This is a genomic window from Pseudomonas sp. MF6747, from assembly GCF_963890955.1.
Classification (GTDB): domain Bacteria; phylum Pseudomonadota; class Gammaproteobacteria; order Pseudomonadales; family Pseudomonadaceae; genus Aquipseudomonas.
On record NZ_CAWPSZ010000050.1, the window covers coordinates 142,211 to 159,367 of the forward strand.

General features: G+C 60.5%; 15 protein-coding genes. 11 read left to right on the forward strand and 4 right to left on the reverse strand.

Annotation, left to right across the window (positions count from 1 at the left end; all coding sequences use genetic code 11):
- Positions 1 to 3 precede the first annotated feature (3 nt).
- The 10 genes from rlmN (at position 4) to AACW30_RS26240 (ending at position 10,839) form a co-directional block, all read left to right on the forward strand.
- Positions 4 to 1,152, forward strand: coding sequence for a 23S rRNA (adenine(2503)-C(2))-methyltransferase RlmN (rlmN, locus tag AACW30_RS26195; RefSeq protein ID WP_005791178.1), 1,149 nt, complete (start codon positions 4 to 6; stop codon positions 1,150 to 1,152).
- A 12-nt stretch (positions 1,153 to 1,164) separates the two neighbouring features.
- Positions 1,165 to 1,923, forward strand: a complete 759-nt coding sequence (pilW, locus tag AACW30_RS26200) for a type IV pilus biogenesis/stability protein PilW (protein WP_200623822.1) — start codon at positions 1,165 to 1,167, stop codon at positions 1,921 to 1,923.
- On the forward strand, positions 1,923 to 2,921 hold the full coding sequence (locus AACW30_RS26205) for a RodZ domain-containing protein (RefSeq protein WP_200623823.1): 999 nt from the start codon (positions 1,923 to 1,925) through the stop codon (positions 2,919 to 2,921). The genes pilW and AACW30_RS26205 overlap by 1 nt, the downstream gene beginning before the upstream one ends.
- 2 nt (positions 2,922 to 2,923) lie before the next feature.
- Positions 2,924 to 4,033, forward strand: a complete 1,110-nt coding sequence (ispG, locus tag AACW30_RS26210; RefSeq protein WP_071485714.1) for a flavodoxin-dependent (E)-4-hydroxy-3-methylbut-2-enyl-diphosphate synthase — start codon at positions 2,924 to 2,926, stop codon at positions 4,031 to 4,033.
- Between the two features lie 21 nt (positions 4,034 to 4,054).
- The gene (hisS, locus tag AACW30_RS26215; protein WP_106578273.1) at positions 4,055 to 5,344 is read left to right on the forward strand and encodes a histidine--tRNA ligase; all 1,290 of its coding nucleotides are present in this window, start codon (positions 4,055 to 4,057) and stop codon (positions 5,342 to 5,344) included.
- A gap of 41 nt (positions 5,345 to 5,385) precedes the next feature.
- The gene (locus AACW30_RS26220) at positions 5,386 to 6,027 is read left to right on the forward strand and encodes a YfgM family protein (protein WP_200623824.1); all 642 of its coding nucleotides are present in this window, start codon (positions 5,386 to 5,388) and stop codon (positions 6,025 to 6,027) included.
- A complete protein-coding gene (gene bamB / locus AACW30_RS26225) occupies positions 6,020 to 7,171 on the forward strand; it encodes an outer membrane protein assembly factor BamB (RefSeq protein ID WP_106578274.1) in 1,152 nt (383 codons plus the stop codon). Before AACW30_RS26220 ends, bamB begins: the two co-directional genes overlap by 8 nt.
- Before the next feature lie 134 nt (positions 7,172 to 7,305).
- The gene (der, locus tag AACW30_RS26230) at positions 7,306 to 8,775 is read left to right on the forward strand and encodes a ribosome biogenesis GTPase Der (RefSeq protein ID WP_106578275.1); all 1,470 of its coding nucleotides are present in this window, start codon (positions 7,306 to 7,308) and stop codon (positions 8,773 to 8,775) included.
- Between the two features lie 136 nt (positions 8,776 to 8,911).
- Positions 8,912 to 10,060: a pyridoxal phosphate-dependent aminotransferase gene (locus AACW30_RS26235; RefSeq protein WP_200623825.1), complete on the forward strand. Its 1,149-nt coding sequence runs from the start codon at positions 8,912 to 8,914 to the stop codon at positions 10,058 to 10,060.
- Positions 10,048 to 10,839 carry an amidohydrolase gene (locus AACW30_RS26240; protein WP_106578277.1) on the forward strand — a complete coding sequence of 264 codons (792 nt, stop codon included), beginning with the start codon at positions 10,048 to 10,050 and terminating at the stop codon, positions 10,837 to 10,839. The genes AACW30_RS26235 and AACW30_RS26240 overlap by 13 nt, the downstream gene beginning before the upstream one ends.
- A gap of 164 nt (positions 10,840 to 11,003) precedes the next feature.
- Here the strand turns inward: AACW30_RS26240 and leuA are convergent, their stop codons facing one another.
- The 4 genes from leuA to AACW30_RS26260 form a co-directional block, all read right to left on the reverse strand.
- On the reverse strand, positions 11,004 to 12,683 hold the full coding sequence (gene leuA, locus AACW30_RS26245; protein ID WP_083356880.1) for a 2-isopropylmalate synthase: 1,680 nt from the start codon (positions 12,681 to 12,683) through the stop codon (positions 11,004 to 11,006).
- 428 nt (positions 12,684 to 13,111) lie between these two features.
- Complete coding sequence (locus tag AACW30_RS26250; protein WP_106578279.1) at positions 13,112 to 13,933, reverse strand: peptidoglycan DD-metalloendopeptidase family protein; 822 nt, start codon at positions 13,931 to 13,933, stop codon at positions 13,112 to 13,114.
- A 3-nt stretch (positions 13,934 to 13,936) separates the two neighbouring features.
- Positions 13,937 to 15,316: an exodeoxyribonuclease VII large subunit gene (gene xseA / locus AACW30_RS26255; protein ID WP_106578280.1), complete on the reverse strand. Its 1,380-nt coding sequence runs from the start codon at positions 15,314 to 15,316 to the stop codon at positions 13,937 to 13,939.
- Positions 15,317 to 15,326: 10 nt separating this feature from the next.
- Positions 15,327 to 16,217 carry a LysR family transcriptional regulator gene (locus tag AACW30_RS26260; protein WP_200623826.1) on the reverse strand — a complete coding sequence of 297 codons (891 nt, stop codon included), beginning with the start codon at positions 16,215 to 16,217 and terminating at the stop codon, positions 15,327 to 15,329.
- Between the two features lie 99 nt (positions 16,218 to 16,316).
- Here AACW30_RS26260 and AACW30_RS26265 point away from each other — a divergent pair, with 99 nt between their 5' ends.
- Positions 16,317 to 17,084 (forward strand): sulfite exporter TauE/SafE family protein, encoded by a 768-nt coding sequence (locus tag AACW30_RS26265; RefSeq protein WP_200623827.1) that lies wholly within the window; start codon positions 16,317 to 16,319, stop codon positions 17,082 to 17,084.
- Positions 17,085 to 17,157 lie beyond the last annotated feature (73 nt).

Consider the following 17,157-nt stretch of genomic DNA (forward strand, 5'->3'; position numbering starts at 1 on the left):
TCCATGACTACATCGACTGTTAAAACCAACCTGCTGGGTCTGACTCAGCCGGAAATGGAGAAATTCTTCGACTCAATCGGGGAGAAGCGTTTCCGTGCCGGTCAGGTAATGAAGTGGATTCACCACTTTGGTGTCGACGATTTCGACGCCATGACGAACGTCAGCAAGGCCTTGCGCGATAAGCTCAAGGCCATTGCTGAGGTCCGTGGTCCCGAAGTGGTCAGCGAGGACATCTCCAGCGACGGCACCCGTAAGTGGGTGGTGCGCGTGGCGTCCGGCAGCTGCGTCGAGACCGTCTACATTCCCCAGGGCAAGCGCGGCACTTTGTGCGTTTCGTCCCAGGCAGGCTGTGCCCTGGACTGCAGTTTCTGCTCCACCGGCAAGCAAGGCTTCAATAGCAACCTCACCGCCGCCGAAGTCATCGGCCAGGTGTGGATTGCCAACAAATCCTTTGGCAGCGTCCCGGCAACCGTCGACCGTGCCATCACCAACGTGGTGATGATGGGCATGGGTGAGCCGCTGCTGAACTTCGACAACGTGATTGCGGCCATGCACCTGATGATGGACGACCTGGGCTACGGCATTTCCAAGCGCCGTGTGACCCTGTCGACCTCAGGCGTAGTGCCGATGATCGATGAGCTGGCCAAGCACATCGACGTCTCCCTGGCGTTGTCGCTGCACGCGCCCAATGACGCATTGCGTAATCAATTGGTGCCGATCAACAAGAAGTATCCGCTTAAGATGCTGCTCGAATCTTGCCAGCGTTACATGGCGACTTTGGGCGAGAAGCGTGTGTTGACCATTGAGTACACCATGCTCAAGGACATCAACGACAAGGTTGAGCACGCCGTCGAGATGATCGAGTTGCTCAAGAACACCCCGTGCAAGATCAACCTGATTCCGTTTAACCCGTTTCCACATTCTGGCTACGAGCGGCCGAGCAACAATGCTATCCGCCGTTTCCAGGATCAACTGCACCAGGCCGGCTACAACGTCACCGTACGCACCACGCGTGGTGAAGACATCGACGCCGCCTGTGGCCAATTGGTAGGGCAGGTGATGGACCGCACCCGCCGTAGCGAACGTTATATCGCCGTGCGCGAACTTAACGCCGCCGAAGATTTGCCGCAAATTGCTGTGAATCGAATCTGAGAGAGGATCTCTATGCCCTTGCGCCTTGCGCTGCTTTTGCTAGTTACCGGCCTCGCGGCCGGTTGTGTTTCATCGGGCCATGACAGCCCGCTGCAGACGGGTAAAGGCCGTGACGAGGCGCGAGTTGCCTATGTGCAACTGGGCTTGGGTTATTTGCGGCAAGGCATGAGCGAGCAGGCCAAGGTGCCGTTGAAAAAGGCCCTCGAACTGGACAGCGATGATGCCGACGCGAATGCCGCATTGGCTTTGGTGTTCCAGGCCCAGGCTGAGCCTGAGTTGGCCGATCAATATTTCCACAAGGCTTTGGCCTCGCGTCCTGCCGACCCTCGGCTGCTGAACAATTACGGCAGCTTCCTGTTCGAGCAGAAACGTTATGACCAGGCCTCCCGTTATTTCCAGCAAGCCTCCGCCGACGCCCTTTACCCGGAGCGGTCGCGGGTATTCGAGAACCTTGGGGTCACCTCGATGCGCCTCGGCCAGCGTGACAGCGCGCGCCAGCAGCTGGAAAAAGCCCTGCATTTGAACAGTCGTCAGCCACTCGCGTTGCTCGAAATGGCTGAGTTGTCTTACGAAGACAGGCATTATGTGCCGGCACGTGACTATTACGAGCGTTTTAGCCTGCTCAGCGGGCAAAATGCACGTAGTCTATTGCTCGGTGTGCGGCTGGCGACGGTTCATGATGAACGCGATACAGCCGCACGTTTTGGCCAGCAACTCGAACGACTCTATCCCGGTACGCCGGAATATCAGCAATACCTGTCGGAGCAATGATGAAAGCGGCGCACCCGGAAGTTGTAGCAGCTAATCGCGTAAACCCAGGCGAGACCTTGCGTCAGGCCCGCGAAAGCAATGGTTGGTCGCTGGCAGAAGTGGCCCTCAAGCTCAATTTGACCACGACTTCCCTGGGCAACCTGGAAGCCGGCGCGTTCGACAAGCTGCCTGGGCATACCTTCGCCCGCGGCTATATCCGCGCCTATGCCAAGCTGCTGGGCATTGACCAGACCGTGCTGGTCCAGGAATTCGACCAATTTACCGGCACCGACTCTCAGGGCAGCAATGTGCATGGCCTGGGTCGCATCGAAGAACCGGTGCGGGTTTCCCACACGATTTTGCGCATTGTCAGCCTGTTGCTGCTGATTGCCGTGATCGGCGGCGGTTTCGTCTGGTGGCAAGACCAGGCCTCCCAGCGCAGCAAGGACCTGACCAGCAACGCCATGGAGCACGTCGAAGTCGAAAGCGCCGACGGCACCACCCAAATTCACCCGCTGGACGAGCCGGAAGACCAGGCCGTTGCCGAAGGGCAGGCCGCGCCAGAAGCGCCGGCCGCCGCCGAGCAGCCCACGCCGGAAGCGGGTACTGCAGCGGCGACTGCTGCCGTGCCGACTCCAGCCGCACCGGCGGCCCCGGCCGCGCCAACTGCCCAGGCCCATACCCCAGCCGTTGCCGCTCAGGCTCCAGCGACCGCCGCGCCAGCTGCACCGGCAGCGCCGACCGTTGCGCCGCCTGCTGCGCCTGCGTTGATCGCCGGTGACGGCCATATCCAGATTACCTTCGTCGCTGACTGCTGGACGCAAGTCACCGATGGCAACGGCAAAGTGCTGTTCAGTGGTTTGAAGCGTAAGGGAGATACGCTTGACCAAGGCGGCAAGCCTCCTTTGACGCTGCGTCTGGGCTTTGCCCGTGGCGCGCAAGTGGCCTACAACGGCCAGCCTGTGGACGTAGCGCCGTTCACCAGTGGCGAGACCGCTCGCCTCAAGTTGGGACAATAGTCATGCACGGCGAATCTCCAATCAAACGTCGCGTATCGCGCAAGATCTGGGTCGGCTCGGTGCCGGTGGGTGGCGATGCCCCCATCGCGGTGCAGAGCATGACCAACAGCGACACCAATGATGTCGCCGCCACCGTCGCCCAGATCAACCGTCTGGAAGCGGCCGGCGTAGACATCGTGCGGATTTCCGTGCCAGACATGGACGCTGCCGAAGCCTTCGGCCGCATCAAGCAGCTGGTCAAGGTGCCGCTGGTTGCCGACATTCACTTCGATTACAAAATTGCCTTGCGTGTCGCCGAGTTGGGCGTCGATTGCCTGCGCATCAACCCGGGCAACATTGGCCGCGAAGACCGTGTGCGCGCGGTGGTGGATGCTGCCCGTGATCGCGGCATTCCGATCCGCATCGGTGTCAACGCCGGTTCCCTGGAAAAAGACCTGCAGAAGAAATACGGCGAACCGACCCCGGCCGCGCTGGTTGAATCGGCGCTGCGCCACGTTGAGCACCTTGAACGCCTGAATTTCCAGGACTTCAAGGTCAGCGTAAAGGCTTCCGACGTGTTCATGGCGGTAGAAGCCTACCGCCTGCTGGCCAAGGAAATCGTGCAGCCGCTGCACCTGGGTATCACTGAAGCGGGCGGTTTGCGCTCAGGCACAGTGAAATCTGCGGTAGGTCTCGGTATGCTGCTCGCCGAAGGGATTGGCGATACTATCCGCATCTCCCTGGCGGCGGACCCGGTAGAGGAAGTGAAGGTCGGTTACGACATTCTCAAATCCCTGCATTTGCGTTCCCGTGGCATCAACTTCATTGCCTGCCCGAGCTGCTCGCGGCAGAACTTCGACGTGGTGAAAACCATGAACGAACTGGAAGGGCGCCTCGAAGACTTGCTGGTGCCACTGGATGTTGCGGTGATTGGCTGTGTGGTTAACGGCCCGGGTGAAGCCAAAGAGGCGCACATCGGCCTGACTGGCGGTACGCCCAACCTGATTTACATCGACGGCAAGCCGTCGCAGAAGTTGACGAATGACAATCTGGTGGATGAGCTCGAAAGACTGATCCGCGAGAAAGCGGCCGAGAAGGTCGCGGCTGACGCAGCGCTGATCGCGCGCGGCTAAGAACGAATTTAAGGATTAGATGTGAGCAAGTCTCTGCAAGCCATTCGTGGCATGAACGACATCCTGCCGGAGCAGACGCCGTTGTGGCGCTACTTCGAAAGCACGGTCGCGCGCCTGCTGGATAACTACGGTTACAAGCAGATCCGCATGCCGATCGTCGAATTCACCGAGCTGTTCAAGCGCTCTATCGGTGAAGTGACCGACATCGTCGAAAAAGAGATGTACACCTTTGAAGACCGCAACGGCGACTCCCTGACCCTGCGTCCGGAAGGCACCGCTGCGTGCGTGCGCGCCGTGCTCGAGCATGGCATCACGGGTGGCGGCCAGACCCAGAAGCTGTGGTACATCGGCCCGATGTTCCGCCACGAGCGCCCGCAGAAAGGTCGCTACCGTCAGTTCCACCAGATCGGTTGCGAAGTCTTCAACCTGGATGGTCCGGACATCGACGCCGAGCTGATCGTGCTGACCTGGCGCCTGTGGGGCCAACTGGGTATCCGCGACGCGGTCAAACTCGAACTCAACAGCCTGGGCACCAGCGAATCCCGGGGCCGCTATCGCGAAGCCCTGGTCGAGTACCTGTCCGCGCACCTGGACAAGTTGGATGAAGACAGCCAGCGCCGTCTGAAAACCAACCCGTTGCGTGTACTGGATACCAAGAACGCCGACACCCAGGCCGTACTGGTCGATGCGCCGAAAATGGCCGACTACCTGGACGACGAATCGCGCACGCACTTCGAGGGCCTCAAGGCTCGTCTGGATGCGGCCGGTATTCCCTACGTGATCAACCCGAAACTGGTGCGTGGCCTCGATTACTACAGCAAGACCGTATTCGAGTGGGTCACCGACAAACTCGGCGCTCAGGGCACCGTGTGTGCCGGTGGTCGCTACGACGGCCTGGTTGAGCAAATGGGCGGCAAGCCGACCACGGGCGTGGGCTTTGCCATGGGTATCGAGCGGCTGATCCTGCTGCTCGAAACCCTGGAGCAGGTTCCGGAAGAAATTTCCCGTCAGGTGGATGTGTACCTGTGCGCCTTTGGCGAGGCCGCCGAACTGGCAGCCCTGGCCCTGAGCGAGAAAGTACGCGACCAACTGCCGAACCTGCGCCTGCAGGTCAATGCCGGCGCCGGCAGCTTCAAGAGCCAGTTCAAGAAGGCCGACAAGAGCGGTGCGCTGTATGCACTGATCCTCGGCGATGACGAGCTGGCCCAGCAAGTGATAGGTTTCAAACCCCTGCGTGGCCAGGGCGAGCAACAGAACATTGCCTTTGATGCGCTTGCCGCGCACTTGGCCACCTGCGTCGTGCAGGGTTGAAGCTGTCGAACAGCCGAATTTAGCGATTAAGGAGTATTGGGGTGTCGAGTACTGATGATGAGCAGATGGCCGAGTTCAAGGACTGGTGGCAGCGTAACGGCAAGCCCCTGGTTACCGGCGGTCTGCTGGCTTTAGTGGTGGTGTTCGGCTGGCAAGCCTGGCACAAGTATCAGGCCAACCAGTCCCAAGGCGCCTCGGTCCTCTATCAGCAATTGCTGGAAACCACGCTCACGCCGGACGGCAAGCCTGATCCTGCCCAGGTTGCAGACCTGGGCGGCAAGCTCAAAAGCGAATTCGGCGGTAGCACCTACGCCCAGTACGGCAGCCTGTTCGTCGCGAAAGTTGCGGTGGACACCGGCAAATTGGATGACGCCGCGACCGAACTGAAGGCCATCGCCGACAAGCCGACCAACCCGACCCTGGGTGAAATCGCACGTCAGCGCCTGGCACAGGTATTGGCGGCACAGAACAAGGCTGACGAAGCACTCAAACTGCTCGACGGCGATGCTGACAAAGCATTTGTGGCCACTCGTGAAGAGCTCAAGGGCGACCTGTTGGTCCAATTGGGTCGTACCGACGAAGCCCATGCTGCGTACCAAAAAGCCAAGGCGGCGCTGTCTGATGAAGCGGCAGTCGGTGGCTTACAAATCAAGCTGGACGACTTGGCCAAAGGGGATGCGTGACGTGATCCGTTGGAAACATGCAGCATTGCTGGCTCTGGCCGTTCTGGCCGCGGGTTGCAGCAGCAACAGTAAAAAAGAACTGCCTCCGGCCGAGCTGACCAGCTTCAAGGAAGAAGTGGTCCTGCAAAAGCAGTGGAGCCGCTCCGTCGGTGATGGCCAGGGCGACCTGTACAACCTGCTGCAGCCGGCAATCGACGGCGAAAACATTGTGGCCACTGACTCCACTGGCGTGATCATTGCCATGGATCGCATGAATGGCGACGTGAAGTGGAAGAAAGACCTCGAGTTGCCGGTTTCCGGTGGCGTGGGTGTGGGCTACGGCATGGTGCTGGTCGGTACGCTCAAAGGCGACGTGGTTGCTCTGGACTCGGCGACGGGCGAAGAGAAATGGCGCGCTCGTGTGACCAGTGAAGTGCTCGCAGCGCCTGCCACCAACGGCGATGTCGTAGTGGTGCAGACCCAGGATGACCGTGTGATCGGCCTGGACGCCGCCACCGGCAACCAGCGTTGGTTGTACGACAGCACCCCTGCGGTGCTGACGCTGCGCGGTACCAGTGGTCCGATTGTGACCAACAACCTGGCCGTTGCAGGCCTGTCGACCGGTAAAGTGGTCGCCCTGGATACCCAGAACGGCGTGCCGGCCTGGGAAACCCGTGTGGCAATCCCTCAAGGTCGTTCCGAACTGGATCGCGTTGTGGACATCGACGGCGGCTTGCTGCTGTCGGGCGAAACCCTTTACGTGGCCACCTACCAGGGCCGCGTTGCGGCGCTGGACCTGCAAAGCGGCCGCATCAACTGGCAGCGTGATGCTTCCAGTTATGCCGGTGTCGCCCAAGGGTTTGGCAGCGTCTACGTAAGCCTGGCGTCCGGCACCGTTGAAAGTGTCGATGAGCGTTCCACCACTGCATTGTGGAGCAACGACTCTCTGGCCCGCCGTCAACTGTCGGCACCGGAAGTGTTCTCCAGCTACGTAGCGGTAGGCGACTTCGAAGGTTACCTGCATCTGCTGAGCCAAGTGGACGGTCGTTTTGTCGGCCGCGAGCGTATCGACAGCGACGGCCTGCGTGCCCGTCCGCTGGTCGTGGGTAACATGCTTTACGTGTATGGCAACAGCGGCAAGCTGGAAGCCCTGACCATCAAGTAAGAACTATGCTTGGGGTAAAACCCAGGCGGCCCCGCTTCGGCGGGGCATGCGGCATTTAAATATGCTGCCCCGAGCACCAGCCGCTGCCTTGCAGCGGCTTTTGTATTTTCTGAAATAACGAAGTGGAGAGCCGCATGGTTCCCGTAATCGCCCTGGTGGGCCGACCTAACGTCGGCAAGTCCACCTTGTTCAACCGCCTGACCAGGACTCGCGACGCCATCGTCGGCGACTTGTCCGGTCTGACCCGTGATCGCCAATACGGTGAGGCAAAGTGGCAAGGGCGCTCCTACATTATTGTCGACACCGGTGGTATCTCCGGTGACGAGCATGGCATGGACGAAAAGATGGCCGAGCAGTCGCTGCTCGCTATCGAAGAAGCCGATGTCGTGTTGTTCCTGGTGGACGCCCGCGCGGGCTACACCGCTGCCGACCAGATGATTGGCGAGCACCTGCGCAAGCGCAACAAGCGTTCCTATCTGGTCGCCAACAAGATCGATAACATCGATCCTGAGGCGGCCCGTGCCGAGTTCAGCCCGATGGGCCTGGGCGACGCGATCCCGGTCGCCGGTGCTCACGGTCGCGGTATCACCCAGATGCTGGAAATCGCCCTGCGCGACTTCCCTAAGGATGACGCCGAGGAAGAAGAAGGCATCGAGGAGATCGTCGCCGAAGGTGAGGAAGCCAAGCGCATTCCTGGCCCGAGCGAAAAAGACGGTATCAAGATTGCCATCATCGGCCGCCCGAACGTTGGCAAGTCGACCCTGGTTAACCGCATGCTCGGTGAAGACCGCGTAATCGTTTATGACCAGCCCGGTACCACCCGCGACAGTATCTACATCCCGTTCGAGCGTAACGACGAGAAGTACACGCTGATCGACACCGCCGGTGTGCGCAAGCGCGGCAAGATCCACGAGGAAGTTGAAAAGTTCTCGGTGGTCAAAACCCTGCAAGCGATCAAAGACGCCAACGTGGTGATCTTCGTGATGGACGCCCGCGAAGGCGTGGTGGACCACGACCTCAACTTGCTGGGCTTTGCCCTGGAAGCCGGTCGCGCCCTGGTGATCGCGATCAACAAGTGGGACGGCATGACGCCGAGCGAGCGCGATTTCGTCAAGATCGAGCTGCAGCGTCGCCTGTTCTTTGTTGAGTTCGCCGATATCCACTTTATCTCGGCACTGCACGGCACTGGCGTGGGTAACCTCTACGCGTCCGTACAGAACTCGTTCAAGTCCGCGGTCACCCGATGGCCGACCAACCGTCTGACCCAGATCCTGGAAGACGCGGTTGGCGAGCACGCGCCACCGATGGTCAACAACCGCCGGATCAAACTGCGTTACGCCCACTTGGGTGGTGCCAACCCGCCGATTATCGTGATCCACGGTAACCAGATCGAGAAGGTGCCAAAGTCCTATGTGCGTTACCTGGAAAACACCTACCGCCGTGTCTTGAAACTGGTCGGTACGCCGATCCGTATCGAGTTCAAAGGTGGCGAGAACCCATACGAAGGCAACAAGAACACATTGACTGACCGTCAGGTGAACAAGAAGCGTCGTTTGATGACTCACCACAAGAAGGCCGACAAGAAGCGCCGCGACAAGAAATAAGCGCCGCTTCAAGTTCTAAGCTACACGCTGCAAGAGAGGGCTCTTTTTGAGCCCTTTTTTGTGCCTGATGGATTGCTGGCTTGACCTGCTTGCAGCTTGCAGCTTAAAACTTGCAGCTCACCCGAAGGGGGCTCCCATGATCACCAGCAAGCTGCCGAATGTCGGTACGACCATTTTCACCACCATGTCGCAACTCGCTGCCGAGACCGGCGCGCTCAACCTGTCCCAGGGCTTTCCCGATTTCAATGGACCCAAGGCGTTGCTCGATGCGGTGGGCCAGCACGTTGCCAGCGGGCATAACCAGTATTCACCGATGACCGGTTTATCAGCCCTGCGCCAGCAAGTGGCGGCCAAGATCGCCCGCAGCTACGGCGCTACGGTTAATCCCGACAGCGAAGTGACCATTACTCCCGGCGCCACTGCCGCGATTTTCTGTGCGATTCAGGCGGTGATCCGCAACGGCGATGAAGTCATCGTGTTCGACCCCTGCTACGACAGCTACGAGCCCTCGGTCGAGCTGGCCGGCGGTCGCTGCGTGCATGTGCAACTGAGCCTGCAGGGCTTCTCCCTGGACTTTGAAAAGATCAAGGCCGCGCTGTCGCCGCGCACGCGCATGATCATCCTCAACACCCCGCACAACCCGACCGGCGCACTGATCAGCCGCGCCGAGCTGGACCAGTTGGCCGAATTGGTCCGCGACCGTGATATCTATCTGGTCAGCGATGAAGTCTACGAACACTTGGTGTTCGACGGCGTGCCCCATGTCAGCGTATTGGCCCATGAAGAACTGTATCAGCGTGCGTTCGTGGTCAGCTCTTTTGGCAAGACTTACCACGTCACCGGCTGGAAAACCGGCTACGTGGTCGCGCCACCGGCGCTGACCGCTGAACTGCGCAAGGTGCATCAATATGTCAACTTCTGCGGCGTGACCCCTTTGCAGTACGCTTTGGCGGACTTCATGGCCGATCACCCGGAACATGTCGAACAATTGCCGGCTTTCTACCAGGCCAAGCGCGATCTGTTCTGCGACTTGCTGGCGCCGTCGCGCTTCAGCTTTGCCCGGGTGACCGGTACTTACTTCCAATTGGTGGATTACTCACAGATTCGCCCGGACCTGGATGACGTCGCCATGTCGCTGTGGATGACCCGCGAGCACGGCGTGGCGACGATCCCGGTCTCGGTGTTCTACCAGAACCCACCCCAAGGCCAGCGCCTGGTGCGCCTGTGCTTTGCCAAACGCGAGGAGACGCTGCAACAAGCAGCCGAAAAACTATGCGTGATCTGAGTGCGTTACCCAACCTGAACATCGCCCTGGTGCAGACCAGCCTGGTGTGGCATGACCGTCAGGCCAACCTGGAACATTTCGAGCTGTTGCTGGAGCAGGCCAAAGGGGCCGACCTGATTGTGCTGCCGGAGATGTTTACCACCGGGTTTTCAATGGCGTCGCAGACCCTTGCTGAACGGGAAAACGGCCCGACCCATCACTGGCTCCAGGCTCAGGCGGCGAAGTACAACGCCGTGATCACCGGCAGTGTAATTATCCAGGCCGCCGACGGCAGTCATCGCAACCGCCTGCTGTGGGCGCGGCCGGACGGCGAGGTGTTGCACTACGACAAGCGCCACTTGTTCCGTATGGCGGGCGAGCACGATCACTACACGCCGGGCGAGCGCCAGGTGCAGTTCGAATTGAAGGGTTGGCGTATTCGGCCGTTGATTTGCTATGACCTGCGCTTCCCGGTGTGGAGCCGTGATGCTCAGGACACTGACTTGCTGCTGTACACCGCCAACTGGCCGGGTGCGCGGCGCCTGCACTGGAACCGTTTGCTGCCAGCGCGCGCGATCGAAAACCTGTGCTACGTGGCGGCGGTGAATCGCGTGGGCACGGATGGGAAGGGCTTTGCCTACACCGGAGACAGTCAGGTGCTGGATTTCCAGGGCGAGACCTTGCTGAGTGCAGGGGAGGCGGATGGCGTGTTTCAGGTGTGCCTGGAGGCGGCGGAGCTGGCGGCGTATCGCGAAAAATTTCCGGCGAACCTTGACGCAGACAGGTTTGAGTTTGTCTGAAAGACCGCTTTGGCGAGCAAGCCCGCTCCCACATTTGGAATGCATTGCGCCTGTGGGAGCGGGCTTGCCCGCGAAGGGGCACTTACTGACCCCACAAATCCTGCGCCCAACAAAAAGGCCCCTGAGTGCTCACCCAGGGGCCTTTTGCATTTCCACGAACCCGCTTACGCCGCTTTCGCTTCCTGCTGGCTCAACGAGCGGTTCAGGGCACTGAACAGCGCCTTGAAGCTGGCCGTGGTGATGTTTTCATCGATGCCCACGCCATGCACCGGACGCTCGCCATTCACACGCAGCTCAATGTAGGCCGCTGCCTTGGCGTTGGTGCCTGCCCCGATGGCATGTTCGTTGTAGTCCATGATCTCTACGCCAATCGGCAAGCCAGCCACCAGCGCTTCCAGGGCGCCGTTGCCTTTGCCTTTCCAGTGCAGGTTGGTTTCGCCCTGGCCTTTGCCCGAGACTTCCACTTCGACAAAGCTGTTGCCGTTTTCTTCCTGCAGACGATGGCTGACCAGCGCGTACGGCGTGTTGGCTTGCAGGTATTCACGCTGCAGCAAGGCGTAGATCTGTGGCGCGGTCATCTCAAGACCCACGCGGTCGGTTTCAGCCTGGACCACCTGGCTGAATTCGATCTGCATGCGGCGCGGCAAGCTGATGTCGTATTCCTGCTCCAGCAGGTAGGCGATGCCGCCTTTGCCCGACTGGCTGTTCACACGAATCACCGCTTCGTAGCTGCGGCCAATGTCGGCCGGGTCGATCGGCAAGTACGGCACTTCCCACAGCGCGTCGGCTTTCTGCTGGGTGAAGCCCTTGCGGATCGCGTCCTGGTGGGAGCCGGAGAACGCGGTGTGCACCAGGTCGCCGACGTACGGGTGGCGTGGGTGCACTTGGATCTGGTTGCATTCCTCGACGACTTTGCGCACGCCGTCGATGTCGGAGAAGTCCAGTTGTGGGTCCAGACCCTGGGTGTACATGTTCAGTGCCACGGTCACGAGATCGACGTTACCGGTGCGCTCGCCGTTGCCGAACAGGCAGCCTTCGACACGATCGGCGCCGGCCATCAGGCCCAGCTCGGTGGCGGCTACGCCGGTGCCACGGTCGTTGTGCGTATGCAGGCTGATGATCACGCTGTCGCGGCGGTTGATATGACGACCGAACCACTCGATCTGGTCGGCATAGATGTTCGGCGTTGCGCACTCGACGGTGGCGGGCAGGTTGAGGATCATCTTGTGCTCAGGCGTCGGGTTCCACACCTCGATCACCGCGTCACACACTTCTTTGGCGAACTCCAGCTCAGTGGCGCTGAAGGTTTCCGGGGAATATTCGAAGGTCCATTGGGTTTCCGGCTGCTGGGCGGCGTATTTGACGAACAGCTTGGCGGCGTTGACCGCAATGGCCTTGATGCCGTCCTTGTCCTGGTTGAACACGATGCGGCGGAAGGACGGCGAAGTGGCGTTGTACAAGTGCACGATGGCCTTTTTGGCGCCGCGCAGGGATTCGAAGGTGCGTGCGATCAAGTCTTCACGGCCCTGGGTCAGCACCTGGATGGTGGTGTCCTCGGGGATATGGTTGTCTTCGATCAGGGTGCGCACGAAGTCAAAGTCGGTTTGCGAGGCAGCCGGGAACGAGGCTTCGATTTCCTTCACGCCCACCGCAACCAGGGTCTTCCAGAAACGCAGTTTTTTTGCGGCGTCCATCGGCTCGATCAGCGACTGGTTGCCATCACGCAAGTCGGAACTGCACCAGATCGGCGCTTCGGTGATGGTTTTCGACGGCCAGGTGCGGTCCGGGATATCGATGGTCGGGAACGCACGGTACTTCGAAGACGGGTCTTTGAGCATGCTCATCGGGAAATCCTTTGTTGTAGGGGCCGAGAAAAGGCGGCCTGCCGTAGAACTGTTTTTAGGGATAAAGCAAGAAGACGAGGCAGATCGATTCAGCCTGGCAGTCGTGCGCTGACGAGGCACAGGCTGCGGTGCTGGCGGAGCTGAATGAGGGTGTGAGAGGTTTTCATAAGCTCAACCCTAACCGCCGGGGTGAAAGATGGCAAGCTGTCGAGAAAAATTGAGATAAGTTCTGCTATCTGGCGGGCGTGCGAGATTTTATGGCGGGTTTGTAGCTGAGAGTTGATTTTAATTGCGTGGCCTTTATTAGGGGCGCAATTGTGTTGGCAGACCTGGCGTCATCGCGGGCAAGCCCGGCTCCCACAGGGAATCGCGATCACCTGTGGGAGCCGGGCTTGCCCGCGATGAGGCCGGTATGTTCAATATTTATATCAGGGCTGGAACGCGCCAATAAAGATCGCCGGGTCGACTCGTGCATCGTTGAGGCTGATGTTCCAATGCATGTGCGGCCCGGTCGCGCGGCCCGTCGAGCCGACCTTGCCCACCACCGCGCCGCGCGCCAGTTGGTCGCCCACCTTCACGTCGATCTTGGACATATGGCAGAACATGCTGATAAAGCCCTGGCCATGGTCGACAAAGACGGTGTTGCCGTTGAAGAAGTAATTGCCGGTAAGGATGACTTTACCGGCCGCCGGGGTCTTGATCGGCGTGCCGGCGCCGACGGCGAAGTCGAGGCCCGAATGCGGGTTGCGCTCCTCGCCGTTAAAGAACCGGCGTACGCCAAACTTGCTCGACAGCGGCCCGTTCACGGGTTTATCCAGCAGTAAGTTGCTGGGCGTGTTTGGACTGAAACTGCGGTAAGCCTTGAGCTGAACCGCCAGTTCGCCCTCGATACGCTTGAGCTGTGCCGGGTCAGGATTGACCTGGCTTTTGTTTTTCAGGGTGATGTGCTGCTCGGGGTATTTCTTGAAGCCCACCACAAACGGCAGGGTTTGCCCACCGCTGGTGAGGCGTTGGGTGCCGGGTTTAACCGTCAGGGGAATCCCGACAATCGCCAGCCAGGTGTTCTGTTCCTTGACCACCAACACCGGCCTGTTCTGATAGGTGGCTTTGGGCGCGGTTGCCGACGCACCCAGATCGACCACTGCGACGCCGCCCGGCACCGGCTTGTTCAGCAGCCTGGTGATGTAGCTGTCGGCATGGGCATTGAAGGTGAGGCACAACAGCATCAGCAGGCTAAATAGACGGGGCATCAATCAATCCAATAACGAAAGGGTGACGGGCGTCAGGTGGTTATCTTCCACCCGCACCTGCAATTGGCCTTCACCGAGGCGCGCGGTCAGGCGCTGGCCGGTGTGGGTTTGCGCGGCGTTGCGGATCGCCTGGCCACGTTCGTCCAGCAAAATGCTGTAGCCACGGCCCAGGGTCGCCAGCGGGCTGACCACTTGCAGCGTCTGCACCTGGCTTTGCAGTTGCAAGCGACGCGCCTTGAGGCCTTCGCGCATGGCGCGCGGCAGGCGTTCGGCGAGGCTGTCCAGGCGCTGGCGCAGCAGGGCCAGTTGACGGCCGGGGTGCTGACCGGCGAGGCGGGTTTCCAGGCGGATCAGGCGTTCGCGGCGGGTATTGAGGCTGCGTTCGAAGGCGCGGCGCATGCGCATGTCCAGGTCATCCAGGCGCTGGGCCTGTTGACGCAGACGTTCGCCGGGGTGACGCAGGCGGCGGGCCATGCCTTCCAGGCGCAGGCGCTCGTGACTCAGGCGATTGCGCATTAGCATCACCAGGCGGCGGTGCAGGTTTTCGACCTGGCGCACCAAATGGCTGGCATCGGGGGCGAGCAATTCGGCGGCAGCGGAGGGCGTGGGCGCGCGCACGTCGGCCACGAAGTCGCAGATCGACACATCGGTTTCATGGCCGACGGCGCTGACAATCGGCGTCACGCACGCGTCCACCGCACGCGCCACGGCTTCTTCGTTGAAGCACCACAGATCTTCCAGGGAGCCGCCGCCGCGAGCGAGGATCAATGCGTCGAAGCCGCGTGCGTCGGCCAGCTTGAGGGCGCGCACAATCTGCGACACGGCCTCGCGGCCTTGCACGGCCGTCGGGATCAGCGTTAATTCAACGTTCGGCGCGCGGCGGCCGAACACGCTGATGATGTCGCGGATCACCGCACCTGTGGGCGAACTGATGATGCCAATGCGCCGAGGATGCGCCGGCAGCGGCACCTTGCGTTCGGCACTGAACAAGCCTTCGGCGCTGAGCTTTTCCTTCAACGCATCAAAGGCCAGGCGCAGCGCGCCATCACCGGCGGGCTCTACGGTGTCGAGGATCAATTGATAGTCGCCACGGCCTTCGAACAGCGAGACCTTGCCGCGCACTTTGACCGCCAAACCATCCTTCAAGGCTTGGCGCACCCGTGCGGCATTGTTGCGAAACAACGCGCAACGTACCTGGGCGCCGCTGTCCTTGAGGGTGAAGTACACATGGCCGGACGCCGGGCGGGCGAGGTTGGAGATCTCGCCCTCGACCCAGATATTGGTGAACACGTCTTCCAGCAACACCCGCGCGCGGCCGTTGAGCTGGCTGACAGTCAGGACTTCGCGGTCCAGGCCCAGACGGGCAAAAGGATCTTTAATCATGGGCGGCAGTTTATAGGCATTCGCGCAAGGTTTGGCAGAATTGCTCGACCAGCGCGCTCGGCGTCTGCGCGCAGGCCAGGGCCACGGTGCTGAGGCAGTCCGGATCAGCCAGGGGCAAAAAGTGCAGGTTGGCGGGAGCGATGTCCTGCATGGATTTTGGTAACAAGGCAATTCCGAAACCGGCCTGGATCAGTTGCAGCTGCGTGGTTTTGCGTGACATCACCCGTGCAGCCTTGGGGAAAAATCCTGCGCGCATGCAGAGTTCGGCTGACAGATAACTCAGGCCGCCGCGTTGGGGATGGGGGATCGAGATAAACACTTCGTCCTTGAGCTGTTCCAGGTCGACAGGTGCATTGCTGCGCGCCAGCGCGTGATCAGGCGGCACAGCCAGCACCAACTGTTCGTTGTACAAGGGCACCACCCGGACACCTTCGCGTTGGCGCAACACCGGCAAGCGCAACAGCCCGACTTCAAGCCGACCCTCGGCGATTTCCTCAAGTTGCGCCTCGGAGGACAGTTTGACGATGTCCATCGACACGCCAGGGCAGCGCTCCAGCCAGGTGCTGATGGCTTTCAACAAGTGCCCGCTCATCGGCACGGTGCTCGAATGGCTCAGGCGCAACGTGCCCAGCTGGCCATGGCCCACCTGGGTGGCCATTTCGCCGGCCTTGAGCAACTCGCTCAGCAGGTTGCGCGCCCTTGGGTAAAAGGCTTCGCCGGCCGCCGTCAGCCGGGGTTGGCGCGCGGTGCGTTCGAACAGTGGCGTTTGCAGCTGGGTTTCCAGCTCTTTGATCTGTCGGCTCAGGGCCGATTGCGCCACAAACAGGCGTTCGGCGGCGGCGCTGAAGCTGCCGCTGTCGGCGATTTCGACGAAGTAGCGCAGTTGGCGAGTGGAAATCACGCGTCATGCCTTTTCGAGATGAGTGGAGGGCTTTGAAGATATTAGTCGCAACCTTCGCCGATGGCTAAAGTGCACGTCATCTCTTTCAAGGAAGTGCCCATGAGCCCGGTTGAGCTGATGAGTCAGTGGTCGTTTAGCGGCGTTGATTGGCTGGTGATCGGCCTCGGCATTGTCGTGGCCTACATCGTGTTTGGTATCGCAGGCTTTGGTACGGCGCTGGTCGCGGGGCCGATCCTGATTGTGTTTATGCCGTTGTCGAAAATCATCCCGCTGCTGGTGTTGCTCGACTTTGTCGCGGCCTTTGGCAACCTGCTGCAATCGCGGCGAGAGGTGAACAAGCCGGAGCTGTTGCGATTGCTGCCGTGCATGGCCGTCGGTTGCACGCTTGGGGTGGTGTTTTTGCTCAATCTGCATTCGGACCTGCTGCTGCTGTTGATGGGGCTGTTTATCAGCGCCTATGCGATTTACAGCCTGGCGGTAAAGGCGCGGCCGACGCAGCTGGCGGCGGGCTGGTCGATTCCCATGGGCACGGTCGGTGGGTTGTTTGGTGCCTTATTTGGCAGTGGCGGCTTTTTATATGCGATCTACCTGAACAGTCGTTTGCCCAAGGACGCGGCGCGGGCCACGCAAAGTGCGTTGATCAGTTGCAGCACGGTGGTGCGCCTGAGCCTGTTCCTGATTGCCGGGGTGTATGCTGATTGGCCGCTGTTGATGTTGGCGCTGTGCCTGTTGCCGGCGATGGCCCTGGGGCTGTGGGTGGGGCGCAGGCTGACGATGCGGATGTCGCGTGAGGCGTTTGTGCGGTGGGTGACTTGGCTGGTGTTGGCGAGCGGCATTGCGTTGATCGGGCGGTACTTGAGCACTTGACCTGTGTGGGGCAGGGATTAAGCTGCCAGCCTTCAGGGCCTCATCGCGGGCAAGCCCGGCTCCCACATTTTTG